The 21291-nt window shown below is 71.8% G+C and carries 21 protein-coding genes and 7 tRNA genes; 12 read left to right on the top strand and 16 right to left on the bottom strand.

The annotated features are described in order from the left end of the window. The first annotated feature begins 67 nt into the window (after positions 1-67). Positions 68-1711 carry a hypothetical protein gene (locus ACIGA3_RS20065; protein ID WP_399717256.1) on the top strand — a complete coding sequence of 548 codons (1644 nt, stop codon included), beginning with the start codon at positions 68-70 and terminating at the stop codon, positions 1709-1711. 6 nt (positions 1712-1717) lie between these two features. Here ACIGA3_RS20065 and ACIGA3_RS20060 read toward each other — a convergent pair whose 3' ends face one another. Then, positions 1718-2278 (bottom strand): HIT family protein, encoded by a 561-nt coding sequence (locus tag ACIGA3_RS20060; protein ID WP_399717254.1) that lies wholly within the window; start codon positions 2276-2278, stop codon positions 1718-1720. A 112-nt stretch (positions 2279-2390) separates the two neighbouring features. On the opposite strand from ACIGA3_RS20060, the gene ACIGA3_RS20055 reads away from it, so the two are divergent. After that, positions 2391-3005 (top strand): potassium channel family protein, encoded by a 615-nt coding sequence (locus ACIGA3_RS20055; RefSeq protein WP_399717252.1) that lies wholly within the window; start codon positions 2391-2393, stop codon positions 3003-3005. A 31-nt stretch (positions 3006-3036) separates the two neighbouring features. On the opposite strand, the gene thrS is transcribed toward ACIGA3_RS20055, so the two are convergent. From thrS to ACIGA3_RS20040, 3 genes are all read right to left on the bottom strand, one after another. Then, on the bottom strand, positions 3037-5013 hold the full coding sequence (gene thrS, locus ACIGA3_RS20050) for a threonine--tRNA ligase (RefSeq protein WP_399717250.1): 1977 nt from the start codon (positions 5011-5013) through the stop codon (positions 3037-3039). 94 nt (positions 5014-5107) lie between these two features. Then, on the bottom strand, positions 5108-6343 hold the full coding sequence (locus tag ACIGA3_RS20045; protein WP_399717247.1) for a hypothetical protein: 1236 nt from the start codon (positions 6341-6343) through the stop codon (positions 5108-5110). After that, entirely contained in the window at positions 6340-6906 is a 567-nt protein-coding gene (locus tag ACIGA3_RS20040; RefSeq protein ID WP_399717245.1) for a DUF4365 domain-containing protein, read from the bottom strand. Before ACIGA3_RS20040 ends, ACIGA3_RS20045 begins: the two co-directional genes overlap by 4 nt. 168 nt (positions 6907-7074) lie before the next feature. On the opposite strand from ACIGA3_RS20040, the gene ACIGA3_RS20035 reads away from it, so the two are divergent. Further along, positions 7075-7800: a 3'-5' exonuclease gene (locus ACIGA3_RS20035; RefSeq protein ID WP_399717242.1), complete on the top strand. Its 726-nt coding sequence runs from the start codon at positions 7075-7077 to the stop codon at positions 7798-7800. An 80-nt stretch (positions 7801-7880) separates the two neighbouring features. On the opposite strand, the gene ACIGA3_RS20030 is transcribed toward ACIGA3_RS20035, so the two are convergent. The 3 genes from ACIGA3_RS20030 to ACIGA3_RS20020 all read right to left on the bottom strand — a co-directional run bounded on the left by ACIGA3_RS20030 (position 7881) and on the right by ACIGA3_RS20020 (position 8886). Continuing rightward, positions 7881-7952: transfer RNA gene (locus tag ACIGA3_RS20030), tRNA-Val, on the bottom strand. 348 nt (positions 7953-8300) lie between these two features. After that, positions 8301-8372 (bottom strand) — tRNA-Val (locus ACIGA3_RS20025). 61 nt (positions 8373-8433) lie between these two features. Then, the gene (locus ACIGA3_RS20020; RefSeq protein ID WP_399717240.1) at positions 8434-8886 is read right to left on the bottom strand and encodes a TIGR02611 family protein; all 453 of its coding nucleotides are present in this window, start codon (positions 8884-8886) and stop codon (positions 8434-8436) included. Between the two features lie 190 nt (positions 8887-9076). Between ACIGA3_RS20020 and ACIGA3_RS20015 the strand changes: the two genes are divergently transcribed. Further along, positions 9077-9490, top strand: a complete 414-nt coding sequence (locus tag ACIGA3_RS20015; protein ID WP_010351314.1) for an SsgA family sporulation/cell division regulator — start codon at positions 9077-9079, stop codon at positions 9488-9490. A gap of 309 nt (positions 9491-9799) precedes the next feature. Next, positions 9800-10360 carry a CGNR zinc finger domain-containing protein gene (locus tag ACIGA3_RS20010; RefSeq protein ID WP_399717236.1) on the top strand — a complete coding sequence of 187 codons (561 nt, stop codon included), beginning with the start codon at positions 9800-9802 and terminating at the stop codon, positions 10358-10360. A 73-nt stretch (positions 10361-10433) separates the two neighbouring features. Here ACIGA3_RS20010 and ACIGA3_RS20005 read toward each other — a convergent pair whose 3' ends face one another. Next, complete coding sequence (locus tag ACIGA3_RS20005) at positions 10434-10586, bottom strand: hypothetical protein (protein WP_165425682.1); 153 nt, start codon at positions 10584-10586, stop codon at positions 10434-10436. A 189-nt stretch (positions 10587-10775) separates the two neighbouring features. Then, positions 10776-11240, bottom strand: coding sequence for a hypothetical protein (locus ACIGA3_RS20000; protein WP_399717233.1), 465 nt, complete (start codon positions 11238-11240; stop codon positions 10776-10778). A gap of 242 nt (positions 11241-11482) precedes the next feature. Here ACIGA3_RS20000 and ACIGA3_RS19995 point away from each other — a divergent pair, with 242 nt between their 5' ends. Beyond that, positions 11483-12007, top strand: a complete 525-nt coding sequence (locus ACIGA3_RS19995; RefSeq protein WP_399717231.1) for a DsbA family protein — start codon at positions 11483-11485, stop codon at positions 12005-12007. Between the two features lie 4 nt (positions 12008-12011). Here the strand turns inward: ACIGA3_RS19995 and ACIGA3_RS19990 are convergent, their stop codons facing one another. The 3 genes from ACIGA3_RS19990 to ACIGA3_RS19980 all read right to left on the bottom strand — a co-directional run bounded on the left by ACIGA3_RS19990 (position 12012) and on the right by ACIGA3_RS19980 (position 14855). Then, positions 12012-12836 (bottom strand): GNAT family N-acetyltransferase, encoded by an 825-nt coding sequence (locus ACIGA3_RS19990; protein ID WP_399717228.1) that lies wholly within the window; start codon positions 12834-12836, stop codon positions 12012-12014. Positions 12837-12906: 70 nt separating this feature from the next. Beyond that, positions 12907-13728 carry an aminotransferase class IV gene (locus ACIGA3_RS19985; RefSeq protein ID WP_399717225.1) on the bottom strand — a complete coding sequence of 274 codons (822 nt, stop codon included), beginning with the start codon at positions 13726-13728 and terminating at the stop codon, positions 12907-12909. After that, the gene (locus ACIGA3_RS19980) at positions 13725-14855 is read right to left on the bottom strand and encodes a chorismate-binding protein (protein ID WP_399717621.1); all 1131 of its coding nucleotides are present in this window, start codon (positions 14853-14855) and stop codon (positions 13725-13727) included. Before ACIGA3_RS19980 ends, ACIGA3_RS19985 begins: the two co-directional genes overlap by 4 nt. Positions 14856-14967: 112 nt before the next feature. Here ACIGA3_RS19980 and ACIGA3_RS19975 point away from each other — a divergent pair. The 5 genes from ACIGA3_RS19975 to ACIGA3_RS19955 all read left to right on the top strand — a co-directional run bounded on the left by ACIGA3_RS19975 (position 14968) and on the right by ACIGA3_RS19955 (position 15448). Continuing rightward, a tRNA-Gly gene (locus ACIGA3_RS19975) sits at positions 14968-15040 on the top strand. A gap of 38 nt (positions 15041-15078) precedes the next feature. Next, positions 15079-15152: transfer RNA gene (locus tag ACIGA3_RS19970), tRNA-Cys, on the top strand. Position 15153: 1 nt separating this feature from the next. After that, positions 15154-15225, top strand: a tRNA-Val gene (locus ACIGA3_RS19965). 26 nt (positions 15226-15251) lie between these two features. Continuing rightward, a tRNA-Val gene (locus ACIGA3_RS19960) sits at positions 15252-15323 on the top strand. 53 nt (positions 15324-15376) lie between these two features. Beyond that, positions 15377-15448 (top strand) — tRNA-Val (locus ACIGA3_RS19955). A gap of 56 nt (positions 15449-15504) precedes the next feature. Here the strand turns inward: ACIGA3_RS19955 and ACIGA3_RS19950 are convergent. After that, positions 15505-15801: a zf-TFIIB domain-containing protein gene (locus tag ACIGA3_RS19950; protein ID WP_399717222.1), complete on the bottom strand. Its 297-nt coding sequence runs from the start codon at positions 15799-15801 to the stop codon at positions 15505-15507. A gap of 81 nt (positions 15802-15882) precedes the next feature. After that, the gene (locus ACIGA3_RS19945; protein ID WP_399717219.1) at positions 15883-16824 is read right to left on the bottom strand and encodes a phosphotransferase family protein; all 942 of its coding nucleotides are present in this window, start codon (positions 16822-16824) and stop codon (positions 15883-15885) included. A gap of 924 nt (positions 16825-17748) precedes the next feature. On the opposite strand from ACIGA3_RS19945, the gene ACIGA3_RS19940 reads away from it, so the two are divergent. Then, complete coding sequence (locus tag ACIGA3_RS19940) at positions 17749-19104, top strand: protein kinase (RefSeq protein WP_399717216.1); 1356 nt, start codon at positions 17749-17751, stop codon at positions 19102-19104. Between the two features lie 10 nt (positions 19105-19114). On the opposite strand, the gene ACIGA3_RS19935 is transcribed toward ACIGA3_RS19940, so the two are convergent. Both ACIGA3_RS19935 and cobA read right to left on the bottom strand, forming a co-directional pair. Beyond that, positions 19115-19936, bottom strand: coding sequence for a TrmH family RNA methyltransferase (locus ACIGA3_RS19935; RefSeq protein WP_399717213.1), 822 nt, complete (start codon positions 19934-19936; stop codon positions 19115-19117). Between the two features lie 59 nt (positions 19937-19995). Next, on the bottom strand, positions 19996-21231 hold the full coding sequence (cobA, locus tag ACIGA3_RS19930) for a uroporphyrinogen-III C-methyltransferase (protein ID WP_399717211.1): 1236 nt from the start codon (positions 21229-21231) through the stop codon (positions 19996-19998). Positions 21232-21291 lie beyond the last annotated feature (60 nt).

Raw genomic sequence — 21291 nt, 5'->3', positions numbered from 1 at the left:
CGACAGGTGTGCGCGGCGGGGAAGCCGGGAAGGCCGCAGGAGCGACACGGCGGCGATGGGGGCGGGAATGTCGGTTGGGACGGAGTGGGACGGGCCTCAGGTGCCCGTCTCCGGCGACGAAGGCCAGGCGGCGACCCTCGCACTGGCCTCGGCGGCCTACCGGGACAACATGATCGAGGACATCAAGAAGGCCGACAACGAGTGGCACGAGTCCACCGTCAAGGCCGGCCGCATCCCGCTGTTCCGCCCCAACCTGGGCGAAGCCTTCTCCCGCTCCGTCGCCGACCGCATGCTCGCACCGGGCCGCAAACCCCTGATCCAGTCCTTCGGCGCCGACCCCCAGGTCGTCGTGGAACACTGCCTGGCCGCCAACAACATCCGCCGCGAACGCGACAACAAACTGTCCCTCGTGATGGTCGTGTGCGGCCTGATCTTCCTGCCCGGCCTCCTCGCCTGGCTCCTCGTCTTCCTGCTCCGCTCCTTCCTCGCCAAGCGCGAGGGACGAGCCGGAGCACTGGGCACCGCGCTGCTCGCCGGAGTCGGCGTCCTCGCCGTGCTCTTCCTGCTCAAGCTGCCCTTCGGCGGCTTCTGGGGCTGGTACACCCGCGGGGCCGTCATCGTCCCCGTACTGGGCTGGTTCTGGGCCCGCCGCATCTGCGAACGCACCGCCGCCGACCTGCGCGAACGCTGGGCCGGCCTGCTCTCCGGCAGCAGCATCGGCGCCAAGGTCCCCGAAGCCGTACCGCGCGGTCCCGGCGAGACGGCCGCCGAACAACTCCGCCAGTCCCTGGCCCGGCTCGGCGCCGAACAGCGCTCCAACTCCGTCTTCTACGCCGGCCCCAAGGGCATCCTCGGCATGGGCACCCGCTGGGGCTCCTGGCAGCTCGCCGAGGACCTCGTCTCCGCCGACCCCCCGCGCGAGATCCACCCCTTCCGCAGCTGGGACGTCATACGCGCCATCCACGACCAGCTGCGCATGCTGGAGCGCGGCCCGCTCAACACCGGCGGCTTCCCCCGGCCGTCGATACGGCACTGGATCGTCACCCCGATCGGCGAGAACGCCAAGGAGGTCTCCCGCCCGGAGGGCACCGACGTCGAGGCGTTCCAGATCAAGCAGCACGCCATACAGGAGATCTGCAACAAGCAGCAGTTCGGCAGCGGCGACCGCCACTATCTGGGCGTCCAGTGGACCCTCTGGGACGGCCAGCTCGTCCTCACCATGATGATCACGGTGACCGTCCTCCACGAGACCCTGCGCATCGAGGTCACCGGCCACGCCCTGGGCCCGGTGAACCCCCTCTTCCACGCCAAGCCGGCCGCCCCCACCAAGGAGGTCGCCAAGTCCCTGAAGCCGTGGGAGAACCGCACCGTCAAGCTCCCCCTGGTCCCCACCGACGAGGTCGTACGGCTCGCCGTCCGCGCCCCGCTCACCTGGTACTCCCCCGCCCTGAACTGGCTCGGCGGCTCCATCGCCCTCCCCGAGCCCTTCGGCCTGCGGCACGCCTGGGCCGACCAGCCCTGGCGGCACCGCTTCATGGCCGACGACGCCCTGCGCGCCGCCACCCCCGTACTGCGGGTGGTGCACGCGGCCGCGATCAAGGTCCTGAAGGAGAACGGCGTGAACACCGACAAGTTCGGCGCCCGCTCGGCGTTCCTCAGCGGCCTGGTCCAGGACCCGGCACCGAGGAAGGCCGACCTCTACGACGCGTAGGAGCGATCAGCTCGCGGGCCACGCCTCCGCGAGCATCTTGCGGGTGTCGCCCAGCAGTTGAGGCAGCACCTTGGTGTGGCCGACCACCGGCATGAAGTTCGTGTCGCCACCCCAGCGCGGCACGATGTGCTGGTGGAGGTGGGCCGCGATGCCCGCACCGGCCACCGTGCCCTGGTTCATGCCGATGTTGAAGCCGTGCGCACCGGACGCCGTACGCAGCGCCGTCATCGCCTGCTTGGTCAGCTCCGCCAGCTCGGCGGTCTCCGGCGTGGTCAGATCGGTGTAGTCGGCCACATGCCGGTAGGGCACCGTCATCAGATGCCCGCCGTTGTACGGGTAGAGGTTGAGCACCGCGTACACATGCTCACCCCGGCGCACGATCAGGCCGTCCTCGTCCGATTTGGCCGGGATGGAGCAGAACGGGCAGCCGTCGTCCGCTCCGGGACCGCTCGGCTTGTTCTCGCCCTGGATGTAGGCCATCCGGTGGGGCGTCCACAGGCGCTGGAACGCGTCCTGCGTCCCCACTCCGATCTGCTGCTCCGGCTCACTCGTCATGCAAGGCAGCATATGGCTTCGCCCGTTCGCGGCGTGTCGCCGGGGCGGGGAGAAGGGAGCCACCGGCGAAGCTGGGCCGGTGCACCACGACAGCCCCAGGACGCGCTGGGAGAAACGCGCCGAGATGCCTCTCACCGTGGCATCCCTGACGTTCCTCGGCTCGTACGCGGCCCTCGTCCTCGCCCCGCGCTTCGGCACCGCCTGGGACGACCTGTGGCTGGTGCTGCTCCTGGCGTGCTGGGCACTGTTCTCGGTGGACTACGCGATGCGCTGGAGGATGAGCGGCCAGGGCCCGCGCTTCGTCCGCACCCACTGGCTGGACACTCTGGTCCTGATCCTGCCGCTGCTGCGCCCACTGCGGATCGTGCGGATCTACGAGTCCCTGGAGCACCGGCGCGGCCTGCCCCGGCTCCCGCTGTACGCGCGGGTCATCGCCTACTCGGGGATCTCCACCCTGCTGATGGGCTTCACCGGCGCGCTCGCGGTCTACCAGCAGGAGCGGGGAGCGCCGGCCTCGCACATGCGGACCTTCGGCGACGCCGTCTGGTGGGCCTGCTCCACCCTGTCCACCGTGGGCTACGGCGATGTCGTCCCGGTCACCACGGGCGGCCGGATCATCGCGGCGGCGATGATGGCGGGCGGCCTGGCCCTGCTGGGCGCGGTGACGGGGTCGTTCTCGTCGTGGCTGCTGCAGGTGTTCTCGCGGGAGGAGGACGAGGAACCCCCGAGGCGGCGGTGATGCCTCGGGGGTTCGTCGGGGTCGGGCAGGATCAGACCTGGACCCGCTCCGCCACGACCTTCTCGATCTTGGCGATGGCGTCCTCGAACGGGATGCCGTTCTCCTGCGAGCCGTCGCGGTAGCGGAACGAGACGGTGTCCGCGTTCATGTCCTCGTCACCGACGATGATCATGAACGGCACCTTCTGGCGCTGGGCGTTCCTGATCTTCTTCTGCATCCGGTCGGAGGAGGAGTCCACCTCGACCCGCAGACCCTTCCGCTTGGCCTCGGCCGCGAACTTCTCCAGGTACTCGACGTGCCCGTCCCCGATCGGGATACCGACCGCCTGCACCGGAGCCAGCCATGCCGGGAAGGCACCCGCGTAGTGCTCCAGGAGCACGGCGAAGAACCGCTCGATGGAGCCGAACAGGGCGCGGTGGATCATCACCGGCCGCTGCTTGGAGCCGTCGGGGCCCGTGTACTCCAGGTCGAACCGCTCGGGCAGGTTGAAGTCGAGCTGGATGGTGGACATCTGCCAGGTCCTGCCGATCGCATCCCGAGCCTGCACGGAGATCTTCGGACCGTAGAACGCGGCGCCACCGGGGTCGGGCACCAGCGGCAGACCCTGCTTCTCGGCCACCTGACGCAGGGTCTCGGTGGCCTCGTCCCAGGCTTCGTCCGTGCCGACGAACTTGGTCTCGTCCTTGGTGGACAGCTCCAAGTAGAAGTCGGTCAGGCCGTAGTCGCGGAGCAGGCCGAGGACGAAGGTGAGCGTCCGGTCCAGCTCCTCGGACATCTGCTCACGGGTGCAGTAGATGTGCGCGTCGTCCTGGGTGAAGCCGCGGGCCCGGGTGAGGCCGTGCACGACGCCCGACTTCTCGTACCGGTACACGGTCCCGAACTCGAACAACCTCAACGGCAGCTCACGGTACGAGCGGCCGCGCGCGTCGAAGATCAGGTTGTGCATCGGGCAGTTCATGGGCTTGAGGTAGTAGTCCACGCCCTCGTCGAGCTGCATGGGCGGGTACATGCCGTCGGCGTACCAGTCCAGGTGGCCCGAGGTCTCGAAGAGCTTCCCCTTCGTCGCGTGCGGGGTGTAGACGAACTCGTAGCCCTCCTCCTCGTGGCGGCGCCGCGAGTAGTCCTCCATGACCCGGCGGATGATGCCGCCCTTGGGGTGGAAGACGGCGAGGCCGGAGCCGATCTGCTCCGGGATGGAGAAGAGGTCCAGCTCGTTGCCGAGCTTGCGGTGGTCGCGCTTCTCGGCCTCGGCGAGGAACTCCAGGTGCGCCTTCAGCTCGTCCTTGGACGGCCAGGCGGTGCCGTAGATGCGCTGGAGCTGCTTGTTCTTCTCGCTGCCGCGCCAGTACGCCGAGGCGTTGCGCATCAGCTTGAACGCCGGGATGTTCCGGGTGGAGGGCAGGTGGGGACCGCGGCAGAGGTCCTTCCAGCACAGCTCGCCGGTCTTGGCGTCCAGGTTGTCGTAGATCGTCAGCTCGCCGGCGCCGACCTCGACGTCCGCGCCGTCGTCGGAGGAGGCCGAGCCCTTGAGGCCGATCAGCTCCAGCTTGTACGGCTCGTCGGCCAGTTCCGCGCGGGCGTCCTCGTCGGTGACGACGCGGCGGGAGAACTTCTGGCCCCGCTTCTGGATCTCCTGCATCTTCTTCTCGATGGCCTTGAGGTCATCGGGGTGGAAGGGCTTCTCCACGTCGAAGTCGTAGTAGAACCCGTCCTTCACCGGCGGGCCGATACCGAGCTTGGCCTCGGGGAACAGCTCCTGCACGGCCTGGGCCATGACGTGCGCGGTGGAGTGGCGCAGGATGTTGAGCCCGTCCTCGGACGAGATCTCGACGCCCTCGACCTCGTCGCCGTCGGACAGCTCGTACGCGAGGTCCTTCAGCTCGCCGGCCACGCGCGCGGCGATGATCGAGCGCTCGCCCGCGAAGAGGTCGGCGGCGGTAGTGCCCGTCGTCACCACGCGTTCTTCCCGCTCGGAATCGCGTTGGATGATCACACGGACGTCTGACACCGGTCTCTCCTGACTGAAGGCTTAAGTGCGGCGCCGTACCAGGAGCGCGCGCACAAGGGATCGTACCGACCCGCCCCCGCCGACCGCGAAACGGTTACTTTCCGTCGCCGTCCCCGTACGCCTCTCCGCATGCCTCCTCGAAGAAGTCGAGGTTCTCCTGGAGGGACTTCATCAGCCGGTCGCGTTCGGTCTCGTCGACCCGCACGGGGACGACGCCGGTGGCGCCGGTGAGCCTGCGGAAGCCGCCCCGGCGCTCCAGCCGGCCGCGCACCCGTACGGGGAGGCCGACGAGGTGGGCGTGGCCCGCTATCCGGTAGTCCTCCTCGCCGAGGGTGAGCCGCAGATACGGAATCTCGGCGCCCGCGAGGACCCGCAGCCGTACGGTGCCCTCGCCGCGCGGCCCGGAGCGGCGCAGCCGGACGACGACGCCGGTGACGTTGACCGGTACGGAGGGTTCGGCGCGCAGGTAGCGGGTGCCGGCGGCGCGCAGTGCGGGGAGGTCGCCGGGTGAGAACTCGACGGGTCCGGCCAAGGCTGCGCAGCCTTCGGGGACTCCGGCGGCGGGCGCCCAGGCGATGGCGACGCGGGCGCCCTCGGTGCCTCGGACGAGTGCGGTGAGGGCTTCGGTGAGTTCGCGGCTGACGCCTGCTTGCACCGCGCCGTCGAAGGCGTCCATGGCGCCGGTGGCCCGCTGGTAGTCGATGGCCTCGCGGGTGGCGTGCAGGGCGTGGTGGAGGCGGATGGTGAGGGGACGGCCGGTGGGGGCGGGGGCGAAGGCGGTCAGGGTGCGGCCTTCGGCGGCGGGGCCGAGAAGGACGTCGGCGAGGAGGGCGGTGGCGGGGCCGCGGTGCCGGGCGCCGTGGTAGCCGGTGCGGGCGCGGGTGGCGAGGGCGGCGGCGAGGAGGGTCTGGCGGGCGGCGGTGCGCAGGCGTTCGTCGACGGTCCAGGGGGTGGCGCCGTCGACGGGTCCGGCGGGGGTGTCGCGGTGCCAGCGGATCTCGTCGCTGGGGACGGCGAGGGCGATGAGGATCTCTCGGGCGGAGGGGGCGGCGGCGCGGTGGAGGGCGTGGAGGGCTTCGCCGAGGAGGTCGTCGGCGTCGGGGAAGGCGCGGCTCTCGGGGACGAGGAGGCTGGTGGGGCCGTCGGCGGGGGCGGGCGGGGTCCAGCGGCCGTAGCGGCCGGGGACTCCGCCGCGGCGCTGCCAGCCGTGGCGGCGCAGCAGGGTGGCGAGGACGGCGGGGTCGACGCGGCCGGGGTCGGGGGGCCGGTGCCAGGCGGAGTCGTCGGGGTGGGGGCGGAGCATGCGCAGGGGTTCGTCGGAGGTTGTCATGGCCTGCCTCCCGTACCGACCCGGGTCATGATCTCGCACAGGGCCCGGTCGTCGAAGATGCGCGCGGTGGGGACGCGGACGGTGGTGCGGGTGCGTCCGGTGATGGGGTGTCCGGCGAGGTTGACCCAGTAGCAGCAGTGTCTGAGGTCGAGCCGGTCGTGTCCGGCGCGCAGCCAGTCGTCCTGGGAGCGCGGGACGATCATGACGACGAGGATCTTGTGCACCGAGACGGGGGTGCGGGCGAGTTTGCGCAGATGGTCGTTGTCGAGGGTGAAGGAGAAGTGGGGGCCTGGGGGCCGGGGGGCGAGCTGGTAGGTGCATTTGAGCTGCACCTTGATGGTGACCTCGTCGTCCACGGTGTGGCCGGGGGCGCTGTGGCTGACGTGCCAGTCGATACCGTTGTCGGGGAAGGGCTGGGACAGCGAGCAGCCGGCCGCGGCGGCGACCGCGTGCAGATAACCGACCTGCAGGGTCTCCATGCAGGCGGTGGTGGCGAGGGTGCCGCGAAGGTGGCCCGTACCGGCGGGCAGCAGCCCGCCTCGCTCGGGCTGCGCCATGGCCATGACCAACAGCCTTCCGAACCAGGGGTTTCCCCACTGCGGGCCGCTGAACTGCAAAGACCCGTACTCCTGTTGTCTCCTCCCGGCGTACGGCGCAAACGGGCCGGGTATCACCAAACGGGCAGAAGACGGAACGTCAGCCGCCATGTGCGGGCGAGGAGTTGGGTTGGTATGACGTGCTGGTACGAAGGGGCGCTGGCCGCCTTCGACACGGAGACGACAGGCGTGGACGTCGAGACCGACCGGATCGTGTCGGCCGCTGTCGTCGTCCAGGACGCGCCGGGGACGCGGCCGCGGGTGAGCCGCTGGCTGGTCAGTCCGGGGGTGCCGGTGCCCGAGGGGGCGACGGCGATACACGGGCTGACGGAGGAGCATCTCCAGCACAACGGCCGCTGGCCGGCGCCGGTGGTGTACGAGATAGCCCAGCAGCTGGCGGAGCACACGGCGATGGGCCGGCCGCTGGTGGTGATGAACGCGCCCTTCGATCTGACGCTGCTGGACCGGGAGTTGCGCCGGCACCGGGCGTCGTCGCTGGACCGCTGGTTCGAGTCGGCGCCGCTGAGGGTGCTGGACCCGAGGGTGATGGACAAGCAGTTGGACCGTTACCGCAAGGGCCGTCGCACGCTGGGCGATCTGTGCGAGCAGTACGGGGTGGCGCTGCGGGAGGCGCATGACGCGGCGGCGGACGCGATGGCGGCGCTGGATGTCGTGCGGGCGGTGGGGCGCCGGTTCGCGGCGCGGCTGGAGCGGCTGTCCCCGGCGGAGCTGCACGCGTTGCAGGTGGGCTGGCACGCGGCGCAGGCCCGGGGGCTTCAGGCGTGGTTCGCGCGCAGTGGTTCGCCGGAGCTGGTGAGTACGGAGTGGCCGCTGCGGCAGGAGTTGTCGGCGGCGGCGTAGCCGGGTGGGGCTCCGGCGGGCGCGGGGCTCCGGACAGCGGAAGAGCCGGCCCGCTGTGTGCGGACCGGCTCTCGTGCCGGTGGGCGATACTGGGTTCGAACCAGTGACCTCTTCGGTGTGAACGAAGCGCTCTCCCACTGAGCTAATCGCCCGGCAACGCAGTGAACCATACAGGTCCGGGCGGGGTGAGTCCAAACCGCCGCTGCCCGGCCGGGGGCCCCGAGTGCCGTGCGTGCGGTGGGGGATGGAAGTGACCGGGAATCAGAAGGGTTTCCGCAATGGGGACTTGATGGCGCCGGGAATTCACATGTTGTCGCACTTGCGGGAAATCCGGACGCTTTCCGTCGGAATATCGTCTGCATTTCCGCCGTCGGCCGGAATCCGTCGCTCGCGGGCCGGGTCCGGTTCGTCCGGAAGGGGACCTTGACGGCGTCCGCCGCTTTTTACATGCACACGCCGAAGGCCCGCCTGCTGTTCGCAGACGGGCCTTCGGTCCAGGGTGGGCGATACTGGGTTCGAACCAGTGACCTCTTCGGTGTGAACGAAGCGCTCTCCCACTGAGCTAATCGCCCTGGGCGCAGGAAGAACATTACCCCATGTCAGAGGGTGCCTGTGACCGCCCGCGGCACCGGCTCACTGGTCCTTGATCTTCCATGGCATCACGACGCCGAACTTCCAGAGGTAGATCCCGACGAGCACGCCGATGATCACCAGGCCGATCGCGGTGAGGGTGATGTTGCGGCGGCGCACCCGCGGGTCCAGGGCCTTCTGGGCCGCCTCGGTCACCTTGCGCTTGGTCCAGCGCAGCACGAGCTGGGCCCAGACGAACTCGGTCGCCCAGATCGCCATGCCACCAAAGATCACGACCCAGCCGGGTCCGGGCAGCGGGAGCATGACGATGCCCGCGACGACCACGGCGAGCCCGAGCACGAAGACGCCGACCTGCCAGCTCAGGTGCAGGGCCCTGCGCCGCTTGATGAACTGCGGCGCCTTGGAGCCGAGGCCGTCCCCGGCCGACTCCTCGCCCGTCTCCGCCTCGTTCGGCACCACGGCGACCTCACCCGGCTCGTCACTCCCCGTATTCATACGGTCAAACCCTACCGGAGTGAATGAGTCACTGGAATGGTGGCAGATCCGGTTCGACTTCTCGGCCGGAAGAGGTACGTAAAGCCACGCAAAACCCTCGAAGGGGTTTACAACGGCACCGTAGGTGGCATGTCGATTTCGCCGACGTGCGAATCCCCGAGCGCACACTGAGCGAAAGGCCCTGGCGCTTATGAACACCACGGTCAGCTGCGAGCTGCACCTGCGCCTCGTTGTGTCGAGCGAGTCCTCCCTGCCTGTCCCCGCAGGCCTGCGGTACGACACGGCCGACCCCTACGCCGTGCACGCCACCTTCCACACCGGAGCCGAGGAGACCGTCGAGTGGGTGTTCGCCCGCGACCTCCTCGCCGAGGGGCTGCACCGCCCCACGGGCACCGGCGACGTCCGCGTCTGGCCATCGCGCAGTCATGGTCAGGGGGTCGTCTGCATCGCCCTCAGCTCTCCGGAGGGCGAAGCTCTGCTGGAGGCCCCCGCACGGGCCCTGGAGTCCTTCCTGAAGCGAACCGACGCCGCCGTGCCGCCCGGCACGGAACACCGGCACTTCGATCTCGACCAGGAGCTGTCGCACATCCTGGCGGAGAACTAGGCCACGACACCCCACCGAGCCGCCCGGCGCCGTCCACTCGGGGAGACGGCGCGGGCCGAGACAACCGCATAGGGCACCCGGCGGCGTCGCCACCGTGAGCGATCACGGAGGCGGCGCCGCCGTGCGTGCGCGCCCTGTGGGCGCCCTGTGGGGACCTCGCGCGGGGGCTTGGGGAACCCCGGCGGCCGGGCGGGCGTTGCACGGGCAGGGGTCGCAGCGAGGCGGCGGCCGGTGGGGCGGGCGCGGTTGTCGCTACCATCTGCCCCCATCGGCGGGCGCCCGCCCGACCCTCAGGCCAGGGAGCGAAACGTGCTGATCACCCACGACACCCGGTGCGCGCTCGACACCGTGGTGGATCTGGTGAACACCGCGCCGGAGGACGACGCGGCGACGGACGGGCTGCCGGATGTGGCGGCGCTGGCGGATTTCACGGACGGCCACGCCGTCAGCGACATCGGCACGCTGTCCGAGTCCGACCTCTCGGCCGTGCGCGAGGTCCGCGGCCGGTTCGCGGGGATCTTCGCCGCGCCGGACGGCCGCGCGGCGGCCGAGATGATCAACGAGCTGGTCGCGGCCGCGGGCACCACCCCGCGCCTGACGAACCACGACGGCTACGACTGGCATGTGCACTACTTCGCCCCCGGCGCCTCGCTGGCCGACCATCTCGCCGCGGACTGCGGGATGGCGCTGGCCTTCTTCGTGGTGGCCGGGGAGCAGGAGCGGCTGCGGCGCTGTGAGGCACCGGACTGCCGGCGCGCCTTCGTGGACCTCTCCCGCAATCGCTCGCGCCGTTACTGCGACAGCCGGACCTGCGGGAACCGGCTGCATGTGGCCGCCTACCGGGCACGCCGCAAGGAGGCGGCGGGCTGAGCCGGGGGCTCACCGGGTACGGGGCGGTCCGACGCCGGTCCCGGCGGGTGACGCCGGGACAGACGCGTACGGCTCACAGCAACAGCAGATCGTGCAGCGCAGCCATGAGGATCAGACACCCGATCACCGCTAGGAAGATCATCAGCGGTGGCTGGGAAAGGGCGAAGAGGCACCCGCGCGGCTCGTCCTTCTGCGGCGCGGCCTCGCTCTGTGTCGTGTCGACCATCTCGCGGTGATGATGGCCCAGGTCAGGCCCTGTGCGCGATCAACACACACGGAAAGTGCGGGACTTCATCGAATTCGTACCGTAGCTTTCGCGTCGCTCCGCGTGGTGAACGGTTTCGTGCGCGCCATGACGGTATGTGGCGACTGGTCCGTCATGCCCAGGTCATCGGTGGCGGCATATGCCACTGGCTCATATGCCGTGCTTCTTGAGGATGGCCTCGATGTCGCTGAAGTCGTCCGGAGAGCCCGAGGAGGAGGCGGAGGACGACGAGCGGGAGGAGGGCGACGTGGCGGGCCGGGAACCTCGCTCCGCGCCCTGGCCCAGGGCGGGCGCCGAGGCGGCAGGGCTCACCGGGGCGGCCTTGCCGTCACCGGCGGCGGTCCGCTCGGCGCGGGTGCCCCGGCGGCGCTCCACGGCGCGGGTCAGGGCGAACAGCGCCCAGGACGCGCCGAGCACCCCGAAGCCGGCCCAGGCCAGCGGACTGAACGCGGTACCGGCGAGCCAGCCGACGGCGCCCGTCATCACCAGGCCGACCGGGACCAGTGAGTAGGCCGCTATGCGCACGGCGGTCAGGAAACGCTTGCGGTAGGCGGTGACCGCGGCGATGCCCAGGCCCGCCGCGGACACGGCGGAGCAGACGGTCTCGGCGAGCATCCGGTCCTCCTGGCGGGGTCGGTCGGTCCTCCGGTCCGGTACTCCGGGCCGGGGCGGCGAGGGCACCGGCGGTGCGCTTCGTCCCTTCCATCCTGCACCGCCCGACCCCGGCGGGGCCATGGTCCGGCCCGGAGATCAGGGACTTCTCAGGGATGCCCCCGGCTCCGCTCGGGGTCCCCGCCAGGCAGGCTGCCCGCCGCCGGGATTGGGCCGGGCCCCGCCCGCCTGGAAGACTGGCCCCTATGAGCGACACCTCCCCCGCACACCCCGAGCCCGTCGTGCTCGACATCTGGTGCGAACTCCAGTGCACCGACTGCCGCAGCGCCCTGGACGACGTACGCGCCCTGCGTGCCCGCTACGGCGACCGGCTGGAGATCCGGCTGCGGCACTTCCCGCTGGAGAAGCACAAGCACTCCTTCGCCGCCGCTCAGGCCGCCGAGGAGGCGGTGGAGCAGGGGCAGGGCTGGCCGTACATCGAGGCGGTGCTGGCGCGGGCCGAGGAGCTGGACCGGCGGGGCGAGGCCGTGCTGGTCGACGTGGCCCGTGAACTCGGCCTGGACGCCGAGGAGTTCGACGTCGCCCTGATCGACGGGCGGCACACCCTGATCGTCGATGCCGACCAGGCCGAGGGCAAGGCGATCGGCGTCACCGGCACCCCGACCTATGTGATCGGCGGCGAGCGCCTGGACGGCGGCAAGAGCCAGGAAGGGCTGCGCGAGCGGATCGAGGAGATCACCGACCGTCTGCTGGCCGAGCCGCGGGCCTGAGCCGCTACAGCAGCGGTTTGTTCAGGGTGCGGTACGTCGTCTCGTAGCCGAGCGACTCGTACAGCCGCTCGGCCGGGGTGTTGCCCGCGAAGACGTTGAGACCGAGGGTGTGCTCGCCCTCGGCGATCGCACGGGCCTCCGCGAGGAGCATGAGGGCGCGGCCGTGGCCCCGGCCACGCCGGGCCTCCTCGGTCTGCACGTCGTAGATCCAGCGCTCGTCCCCGCGGCGGCCCAGCCAGACGTGGCCCACCGGGGTCCCCTCGTGCTCCAGGACGCCGAACCACGTCCCTTCGCTGGCGAGCCCGTCCGGGAGGACGGCGGCGTGGTCGCGCCGGGCCTTGGCGTGCGCGTCGGCCTCGGGTACGCCGCGCTCGATCCACTCCCCCGCGTACCGCACCCGTTCCGCCGCCTGCCAGGCCGTGAACTCCGCCTCGGTCATCGGGCGCGCGGTGCTGCCCGGCGGGAGCGGCGGGGGTTCGTCCCCGAGCCGCTTGCGCATGCCGCGGTTGCGCGGGACGTAGCCGAGGGCGTCGGCGAGCCGGGACGCGGCCTCGTTGCCGGCCGGGAGTGTCAGCTCGATCTGGCGGCAGCCCCAGCCGCGCGCGACCTCCTCGGCGGCGAGCATGGCCACCGTGCCCCGGCCGCGCCGCCGGTCGGGTTCCTCGATCCGCAGCTCGGTGACGCGGGCCACCGAGGGGCCGAGGAACGGTGAGGTGTCCAGGTGGACCTCGCCGGCCGGGCGGCTGTTCACGCACACCTGGAAGCGGCGCGAACGGGTGCCGTCCGCGTGCTGTTGAAGCGGCTCGGTCGGCCGCAGTGTCGTCGTCATCACGGGAGTTGTACCCGTTCGGCGGCCCCGGTTCAGCCCAATTACCGGCGCCCACCGGGCAAATGGGATCTCACGGGTTCAGGTCGGCGCCCGACCGCTCCTCGAAGATCCGCATCGCCTTGGCGGTCACCGGGCCGTGCGCGCCCGGCAGTTCACGGCCGTCGACCAGGTGCACGGCCTGTACGTCGCGCAGCGAGGAGGTCAGGAAGATCTCGTCGGCGCGCTCCAGCACGTCCAGCGGCAGGTCGGTCTCCTTGGCGCCCGTCCACTGGACGGTCAGCGCGCGGGTGATGCCGGCCAGGCAGCCGGAGGCGACCGGCGGGGTGTGGATCTCGCCGTCGAGGACGACGAACACGTTGGAGCCGGTGCCCTCGCAGAGCTGTCCCACGGAGTTGGCGAACAGCGCCTCGGACGCGCCCTGTTCGTGCGCGCGGGCCAGCGCGACGACGTTCTCGGCGTACGAGGTGGTCTTCAGGCCGGTGAGGGCGCCGCGTTCGTTGCGGACCCAGGGGACGGTGACGACGGCCGTGGAGTCGGGGCGGCGGGTGGTCTCGCTCAGGGCGACGACCAGGGTCGGGCCGTGTGCGCCGCGCTCCGAGCCGAGGGGGGCCTGACCGCCGGTGTAGGTGACGCGCAGCCGCCCGAGCGGCATGGGGTTGGCCTCCAGCACGGCCGCGCAGGCGCGGGCGACCTCGTCGTGGTCGGGGTCGGGCAGGCCGAGGCCGCGGGCGGAGCGGGTCAGCCGGTCGAGGTGCCGGGTGAGCGCGAACGGTTTTCCGTCGACCACCTTCAAAGTCTCGAAGACGCCGTCGCCCACGGTCAGCCCGTGGTCGAAGACGGAGACGCTCGCGGTCGTGGCGTCCCGCAGGGCGCCGTCCAGCCAGATGCTCATGTGCGGGCCTTTCCACTTTCCTGGTACTGCCCCGACGCTACCGCTAGCAGCCGGGACGCCTTCAGTTCGGTCTCGCGCCACTCCGCGTCGGGGTCGGAGCCCCAGGTGATCCCGGCGCCGGTGCCGAAGCGGAGGGCCCCGGCGGCCCGGTCGATCCAGAAGGTGCGGATGCCGACGGCCAGCTCGGCGGTGCCCCGGTCGGCGTCGACCCAGCCGATGCCTCCGCAGTAGGGGCCGCGCGGCGCGGTCTCCAGCGCGGCGATGATCGTGAGGGCGCTGGGTTTGGGTGCGCCGGTGACCGAGCCGGGCGGGAACGTGGCCGCGAGCAGCTCGGGCCAGCCGGTCCCGGCGCGCAGTTCGCCACGCACGGTGGAGACGAGGTGGACGAGTCCGGGGTGCTTCTCGGTGACGCACAGGTCGGGGACGGTGACGCTGCCGGGGGCGCAGACGCGGCCGATGTCGTTGCGGACCAGGTCCACGATCATCACGTTCTCGGCGTGGTCCTTCTCCAGCAGGTCGGCCTCGGTACGGCCGGTGCCCTTGATGGGGCCGGACTCGACGGTGCGGCCGGTCCGGCGCAGGAACAGCTCCGGCGAGGCGGTGGCGATCTCCACCCCGTGCTCCGGCAGCCGCACGGTGCCCGCGTACGGGGCGGGGTTGCCGCGGGCCAGCAGGGCGGTGAGGGCGTCGATGTCGGCGCCGGGGGCGGCCGGCGCGCTCAGCACCCGGCAGAGATTGGCCTGGTAGACCTCGCCCGCCGCGATGTGCTCCCGGATGCGGTGGACGGCACGTACATAGGCGGTGCGGTCCAGGGAGGTCGTCCACTCCTCGGGGGCCGGGCCGTGCCAGGCGCCCGGCACCGGGGCGGGCACGGGGGCGTGCCGTACGTCGGCGAAGCGTGCGCAGGTCAGCTTTCCCTCGAAGTCCGCGACGACGGCCCAGAAGCCGGTGGAGTCGAGGGCGGCGGGATCGCTGGTGACGTCCAGAAGGCCGGTGGCGACGCGGTCGCCGAAGCGGGCCAGAGGAGCCGGGAAGGGGGCGGCGGCCGGAAGGTGGAGCACGTGGCCGAGTCTAGGCCGGGTGTCCGAAAGCCGAGCCGGACGGAGGCTCGCGATGGTCTTGACCATGGTGTCCGCCGGGTGCACCGCAGCACGCTGCGCAAACGCGTTTTTGTGCTGGCTCAGGAATCCGCTAGAGTTCAACACGTCGCCGGGACGCGCAAGCGGTCCGAAACGACAGGCGGACGTAGCTCAGTTGGTAGAGCGCAACCTTGCCAAGGTTGAGGTCGCGAGTTCGAGCCTCGTCGTCCGCTCGCAGGAAACAGGGGTCTTCCCGGTCCCCTACACTCCTGGTGGAGTGGCCGAGAGGCGAGGCAACGGCCTGCAAAGCCGTCTACACGGGTTCAAATCCCGTCTCCACCTCCAAGGACGATTAGCTCAGCGGGAGAGCGCTTCCCTGACACGGAAGAGGTCACTGGTTCAATCCCAGTATCGTCCACTGGATCTTCTCGAAGGTCCCATCCCGCGCGATTAGCTCAGCGGGAGAGCGCTTCCCTGACACGGAAGAGGTCACTGGTTCAATCCCAGTATCGCGCACGCAGTGCCCATGATCCGCTCCATGAAGTGACATCGAGTGATCGTGGTCCCGAGGACGATTAGCTCAGCGGGAGAGCGCTTCCCTGACACGGAAGAGGTCACTGGTTCAATCCCAGTATCGTCCACACATCGAAGAAGCCCCCGGCCGCCTTGTGCGGCCGGGGGCTTCTTCGTGCCGGGCTCAGCTGGAGAACAGCATGTGGCCGAAGCTCTTGTGGCGGTGGTGGCCGCCGTAGTGGCCGCCACCCTGGTGACCGCCGTGCGGGGCGCCCCAGGCGGGCGCGGGCGGAGCGGCGGCCGGGTAGCCCTGCGGGGCGGCCGGCGGGGGGCCGGGCTGGGTCCACTGCGACTCCAGGCGGGTCAGCGCCTCCAGCTCGCCGTAGTCGAGGAAGATGCCGCGGCAGCCGTTGCACTGCTCTATCTGGACGCCGTTGCGGTTGTAGGTGTGCATCGGCGCATGGCATTTCGGACACTGCATGGTTCGGCTCAACTCCTCGCCGTCGGGTGCTGCTTGGTGTTTCCCCAGGACAGACTCCGTCCTGCCCCGGTCGGTTGCAGCCTATTTGAGGAAATCGCGGGCCAACTGGGCGGGGGTGGCCGTCATTCGGGCACAGGCGTCCACGACCGCCTGTGCCACCTCGTCCAGCGGCCGGCCCTCCGTGAGCGCCTTGGTGAGGGCGAGGGCGGCGGTCTGGACGGTGAGCGCGCGGGCGGGGACGTCCAGTACGGGCCAGGGGTCGCCGTGCGCCGGGACGGCCGGTCCGCCCGCCGCCTGGTAGGCGGTGAGGAAGCGCAGCCATTCGTCGGGCGGGAGGAGGCCGCAGGCGTACCAGGCGGCGGGGCGGGCGAGGTCCCAGGCGGGAGCGCCGAGTCCGAGGTCGTCGACGTCGATCAGGTGCCAGGGGCCGTCGGGGGCGGGGTGGCGGACGAGTTGACCGAGGTGCAGGTCGCCGTGGCAGAGGAATGGGGTGCCGGGGGCGGGGACTTCGGCGCGGGCCCAGGGCGGGAGGGTGACCCAGGCTTCCAGGACGGGTGTGGCCGCGGTGGAGGGGTGATTCCGGAGGGTACGGCGCAGCCGGGACATCGCCCGGGCCGCTTTGGCCGGGCCGCGCATCGGGGGCAGCCCTGGGGGCGGCGGGGTGCGGTGGAGGCGGGCGAGGAGGGTGGCCGTGGCCTCCCAGGGGGCGGCGTCGGGGTCGTCCCGGTCGACCGGGGTGCCGTAGGGCCAGTGGGTGACGAGGCGGTCGTCCAGGTGGGCCGGGGCCGGGGTGAGCGGGGGCAGCAGGATGCCGGGGAGGCGGGCGGCCGCGGTCAGGCGGAGGCCCAGCTCGCGCGGGTCGGTGTCCGGGGCGTGGGCCTTGGCGACCGTCGCGCCGTGCCGGACGACGGTGGCGTCCGGGCGGTCGGCCAGCGGGCCGCAGACGCAGGCGCACGGCCCGGCGCCGGGGTGTACGGCCGTCCTGAGGCGGGCCGTCAGGGCCGGGGCTGCTTCTGGGGTCACGGGAGGTGAGCGTACTGGGGTGCGGGAAACGCAATGCCGGCGCAGCTCCCCAGCTGCGCCGGCATTGCGTGCCGTCCGTCGCACCCCCGTCCCCACGGGGTTTCCTGGATGGGAGGGAAATCCCGCCCGGACCGCTCTTCCGGGCCTGGTCCGCTTCTCAGCGCCCCAGCATCGCACCCACGGACGACGCCTGTGTGGCCACCGTCTCCCAGCCGTCGAAGACGAGGAGGAGCAGGGCCGCCAGGGGAAGGGCCATGAGTGTCGCCACCAGAGGGTGGCGGCGGCCCGCGCGGCGTCGAGCGAACGCGTCGCGCCTCGGTGCCGTGGGGGCCATGGTTCCTTCTCCCGGCCGATTCGGTTGTTGACAGCGGCGGGCGTCCAGCCTCGGGGGGCGAGCGCCGCACCCGCCGCTTGACCTCAAATCTAGGTTCGCGGCGGTGGGCGGGCGTCATGCCCTCGTACCGAATGGCGGGCCTCCCGGAGGATGAGCCTCCTCTCGCTGAGTACTCCCCTGGGTGGAGACGCGGGGAGGAGTCTCAGGGTCTTCCCGGAAGGGTCGCGGCCGCCCGCCCCCGTGTCTCCTCCCAGGGGTGGATTGGCGTGACTTCAGTCACTTTGGCCGACCGGGCTCGGGGTCCGGCGCGGGGATGATGCCGCGAACTGCCGGAGCGGCGGCCGCCCGTTCCTCCTCCGCGCTCTGCCGTAGACTCCGGTGGAGCCAATTGACTTAAAGTCAATATCCGTACCAGGTCAGAGGGTTGATGGCGTCTTTACATCAACCACACAGCAAGATCCGTGTCGCTGACCGCGTTTCACCTCCGGCGTGGGGTAGGCGCAATCCATCGGCCCGAGAGGGCGCGGCCTCTGCGCGCGGGCGGCCGTGGAAACGTAAGCTGGGCACGTCACAGGGACCGGGCAGCGGGGATGAACATGGCGATGATGCGCCTGAGGCGCGAGGACCCGCGCGTCGTCGGCTCGTTCAGGCTTCACCGACGGCTCGGCGCGGGCGGGATGGGCGTGGTCTATCTCGGCTCCGACAAGAAGGGCCAGCGGGTCGCGCTGAAGGTGATCCGGCCCGATCTCGCGGAGGACCAGGAGTTCCGGTCGCGGTTCGCGCGCGAGGTGTCGGCGGCCCGGCGTATCCGGGGCGGCTGCACGGCGCGGCTGGTGGCGGCGGACCTGGAGGCCGAGCGGCCCTGGTTCGCCACGCAGTACGTACCCGGCCCCTCCCTGCACGACAAGGTCGCCGAGGAGGGCGCGCTGTTCGCGGCCGACGCCGCGGCGATCGGCGCGGCCCTGTCCGAGGGGCTGGTGGCGGTGCACGAGGCCGGTGTGGTGCACCGGGACCTGAAGCCGTCCAACATCCTGCTGTCTCCCAAGGGCCCGCGGATCATCGACTTCGGCATCGCCTGGGCCACGGGCGCCTCCACGCTCACGCATGTCGGTACGGCGGTGGGCTCCCCCGGCTTCCTGGCGCCGGAGCAGGTGCGCGGTGCGGCGGTCACCCCGGCCACGGACGTGTTCTCGCTGGGCGCGACCCTGGCGTACGCGTCGACCGGTGACTCGCCCTTCGGGCACGGCAGTTCCGAGGTCATGCTGTACCGGGTGGTGCACGAGGAGCCGCAGCTGCACGGGGTGCCGGACGCGCTGGCCCCGCTGGTGCGGGCCTGTCTGGCGAAGGACCCCGAGGACCGGCCGAGCACGCTCCAACTGTCGCTGCGGCTCAAGGAGATCGCGGCCCGTGAGGCGCAGGGTCTGGGTGGGGCACGGCCGCCCGGGCCGCGTGCGCCGATGCCGGAGCGGCCCTCCGGGCGGCTCGCGGACACCTCGCCCGACCAGCAGCGCACCACGCAGCGCCGGGCCGCCCCCGGCACCCCGCCGCCGCGCGGCGCCGCGCCCTCCCGTGGCGGGGCCCCTTCGCGCGGCGGTGTCGCCTCCCGTCCCGGTACCCGCCCCAACCCGGCGCCGCGTGGCACCGGCAACCGTTCCGCTCCGCGCAGCGGCGCGGGCCGCCCGGCTCCGCGCACCACGGGCACCAAGCTGCGCCCGGCCAACCCCCGGCTGCTGCGGCAGCGGCTGACCGTGTTCGTGGTGGTGACGCTGATGGTCGCCCTGGGCATCGCGGTGGCGCAGGGCTGTACGGGTCCGGCGCGCGGCCTGGGCGGGGACGGCGGCGAGCGTCGCACCGGCATCCAGCAGGCCCCCGTACCGCGGGACAGCGGCGGTCCGCTGCCGCCGGAGTACGACCCGACGCCGCGCCCCACGTCCGCGGGGCAGTGAGGCCGGTCGGTCAGGGGCGGGTCGCGTAGAAGGCGACCGCCGAGGCCGCCGCCACGTTCAGGGAGTCGACGCCCGCCTCCATCGGGATGCGCACATGGACGTCGGCCGCCGCGAGCGCCGCCGGGGACAGGCCCTCGCCCTCGGTGCCCAGCATCAGGGCGAGCTTCTCCGGGCGGCGGGCGGCGAGTTCGTCCAGGGTGATGGAGTCGTCCGACAGGCACAGGGCGGCCAGCTCGAAGCCGTGCGCGCGGAGCGTGTCCGCGTCGTGCGGCCAGGAGTCCAGGCGGGCGTAGGGCACGGCGAAGACGGTGCCCATGGACACCTTCACCGAGCGCCGGTACAGCGGGTCGGCGCAGCGCGGGGTGAGGAGTACGGCGTCCACGCCGAGGGCGGCCGCGTTACGGAAGGCGGCGCCCAGGTTGGCGTGGTCGACCATGTCCTCGAAGAGGGCGACCCGGCGTGGGGTGCCCTCGGGTCCGGCCGACTCCAGCAGCTCGGCCGGGGTGGGCAGCGGGTTGCGGGCCATGGAGGCGAGGGCGCCCCGGTGGACGTGGTAGCCGGTGACGCTCTCGGCGAGCTCGGGGGTCACCACGTAGACGGGGCAGGTCAGTTCGTCGATCAAATCGGCCATCGTGTCGACCCACTTGGGCGTGAGCATCATCGAGCGCATGCCGTAACCGGCGTTCCCCGCACGCCGGATGACCTTCTCACCCTCGGCGATGAACAGTCCCTCGGCGGGCTCGCGTCTGCGGCGCAGGGCCACGTCGGTGAGATTGGTGTAGTCGTGCAGGCGCGGGTCGGCGGAGTCGTCGACGGTGATGAGCTGGGCCACGGGGTGCTGCTGCCTTGTTCTTCGGAGTTCTTCGGAAGCGTTCTTCGGATACGGGCGGGTCAGGGCTGTTCGGCGGGCGGGGCCGCTTCCACCACGGCGCCGATGACGATGACCGCGGGAGGCTTCACGGCCTCGGCTCGTACGGTCTCCGCCACGGTGGCGAGGGTCGCGTCCACCCGGCGCTGGGCGGCCGTGGTGCCCTCCTGGACGAGGGCCACGGGGGTCCCGGGGTCCTTGCCGTGCGCGATCAGGGTCTCGGCGATCCTGCCGATCTTGTCGACGCCCATGAGGACGACGAGGGTGCCGGTGAGGCGCGCCATCGCGGGCCAGTCGACCAGGGAGCGTGCGTCGTCGGGGGCGACATGGCCGCTGACCACGGTGAACTCATGGGCGACGCCGCGATGGGTGACGGGTATCCCGGCCGCGGCCGGCACCGAGATCGAGCTGGAGATGCCGGGGACGACGGTGCAGGGGATGCCCGCCTCGGTGAGCGCCTGCACCTCCTCCATGCCCCGGCCGAAGACGAACGGGTCGCCGCCCTTGAGCCGGACCACGGACTTGCCCTGCCTGGCGTGCTCGATCAGGGCGTTGTTGATGGCCTCCTGGGCCATGTACCGCCCGTAGGGGATCTTCGCGGCGTCGATGACCTCGACGTGCGGCGGGAGTTCGGCGAGCAGGTCGCGCGGGCCGAGCCGGTCGGCGATGACGACGTCGGCCTCGGCGAGCAGCCGCCGCCCGCGGACGGTGATCAGGTCGGGGTCGCCGGGGCCGCCGCCGACCAGGGCGACGCCGGGTGTACGGGTGCGGTGGTGGGGGGCGACCAGGGTTCCGTCGCTGAGGCCCGCCACGACCGCGTCGCGGATGGCGGCGGTGTGCCGGGGGTCGCGGCCGCGCGCGCTGGTGGTGAGGACGGCGACGGTCACGCCCTCGCTGGTGCCGGTGGCGGGCGTCCACGCGGTGGCCTGGTCGGCGTCGTCGGAGCGGACGCACCAGACGCGGTGGTCCTCCGCCTCGGCGGAGGCCCTGGCGTTGGCGACGGCGTCGCTGGTGGCGATCAGGGCGTACCAGGCGCCGGAGAGGTCGCCCTCGGCGTACGGGCGGCGCAGCCAGGTGATCTCGCTGGCGTCTGCCATCGCCTCGACGGAGGGGGTGGCCTCCGGGGAGACGAGGAGGATGTCGGCGCCCGCCGCGATCAGCGCCGGAAGACGGCGCTGGGCGACCTGGCCGCCACCGAGGACGACCACGCGGCGACCGGTCAGGCGGAGGCCCACGGGGTAGGCGGGGTGTTCGGCCATGAGGTGCGGCTCCTCGTGCGGTGTGCGGTGGGCGCGCCGCGCCTTCGGAGCGGCCCTGAC

The organism is Streptomyces sp. NPDC085596 (genome assembly GCF_044541565.1).
Lineage (GTDB): Bacteria > Actinomycetota > Actinomycetes > Streptomycetales > Streptomycetaceae > Streptomyces.
The sequence above is the reverse complement of the archived record's forward strand: the minus strand, read 5'-3'. Positions and strand labels throughout refer to the sequence as shown.

What these genes read in the sequence shown, in the direction of transcription:
- ACIGA3_RS19950 (WP_399717222.1), bottom strand. Translation starts at nt 15,801, where the DNA reads ATGCAGTGTCCGAAATGCCATGCGCCGATGCACACCTACAACCGCAAC.
- ACIGA3_RS20005 (WP_165425682.1), bottom strand. Translation starts at nt 10,586, where the DNA reads ATGGTCGACACGACACAGAGCGAGGCCGCGCCGCAGAAGGACGAGCCG.
- ACIGA3_RS19940 (WP_399717216.1), top strand. Translation starts at nt 17,749, where the DNA reads ATGAACATGGCGATGATGCGCCTGAGGCGCGAGGACCCGCGCGTCGTC.
- ACIGA3_RS20020 (WP_399717240.1), bottom strand. Translation starts at nt 8,886, where the DNA reads ATGAATACGGGGAGTGACGAGCCGGGTGAGGTCGCCGTGGTGCCGAAC.
- ACIGA3_RS20060 (WP_399717254.1), bottom strand. Translation starts at nt 2,278, where the DNA reads ATGCTGCCTTGCATGACGAGTGAGCCGGAGCAGCAGATCGGAGTGGGG.
- ACIGA3_RS20065 (WP_399717256.1), top strand. Translation starts at nt 68, where the DNA reads ATGTCGGTTGGGACGGAGTGGGACGGGCCTCAGGTGCCCGTCTCCGGC.
- ACIGA3_RS19985 (WP_399717225.1), bottom strand. Translation starts at nt 13,728, where the DNA reads ATGAGCATCTGGCTGGACGGCGCCCTGCGGGACGCCACGACCGCGAGC.
- ACIGA3_RS20045 (WP_399717247.1), bottom strand. Translation starts at nt 6,343, where the DNA reads ATGACAACCTCCGACGAACCCCTGCGCATGCTCCGCCCCCACCCCGAC.
- ACIGA3_RS20040 (WP_399717245.1), bottom strand. Translation starts at nt 6,906, where the DNA reads ATGGCCATGGCGCAGCCCGAGCGAGGCGGGCTGCTGCCCGCCGGTACG.
- ACIGA3_RS19980 (WP_399717621.1), bottom strand. Translation starts at nt 14,855, where the DNA reads ATGGTCAAGACCATCGCGAGCCTCCGTCCGGCTCGGCTTTCGGACACC.
- ACIGA3_RS20055 (WP_399717252.1), top strand. Translation starts at nt 2,391, where the DNA reads ATGCCTCTCACCGTGGCATCCCTGACGTTCCTCGGCTCGTACGCGGCC.
- cobA (WP_399717211.1), bottom strand. Translation starts at nt 21,231, where the DNA reads ATGGCCGAACACCCCGCCTACCCCGTGGGCCTCCGCCTGACCGGTCGC.
- ACIGA3_RS20000 (WP_399717233.1), bottom strand. Translation starts at nt 11,240, where the DNA reads ATGCTCGCCGAGACCGTCTGCTCCGCCGTGTCCGCGGCGGGCCTGGGC.
- ACIGA3_RS20035 (WP_399717242.1), top strand. Translation starts at nt 7,075, where the DNA reads ATGACGTGCTGGTACGAAGGGGCGCTGGCCGCCTTCGACACGGAGACG.
- ACIGA3_RS19990 (WP_399717228.1), bottom strand. Translation starts at nt 12,836, where the DNA reads ATGACGACGACACTGCGGCCGACCGAGCCGCTTCAACAGCACGCGGAC.
- ACIGA3_RS19995 (WP_399717231.1), top strand. Translation starts at nt 11,483, where the DNA reads ATGAGCGACACCTCCCCCGCACACCCCGAGCCCGTCGTGCTCGACATC.
- ACIGA3_RS20015 (WP_010351314.1), top strand. Translation starts at nt 9,077, where the DNA reads ATGAACACCACGGTCAGCTGCGAGCTGCACCTGCGCCTCGTTGTGTCG.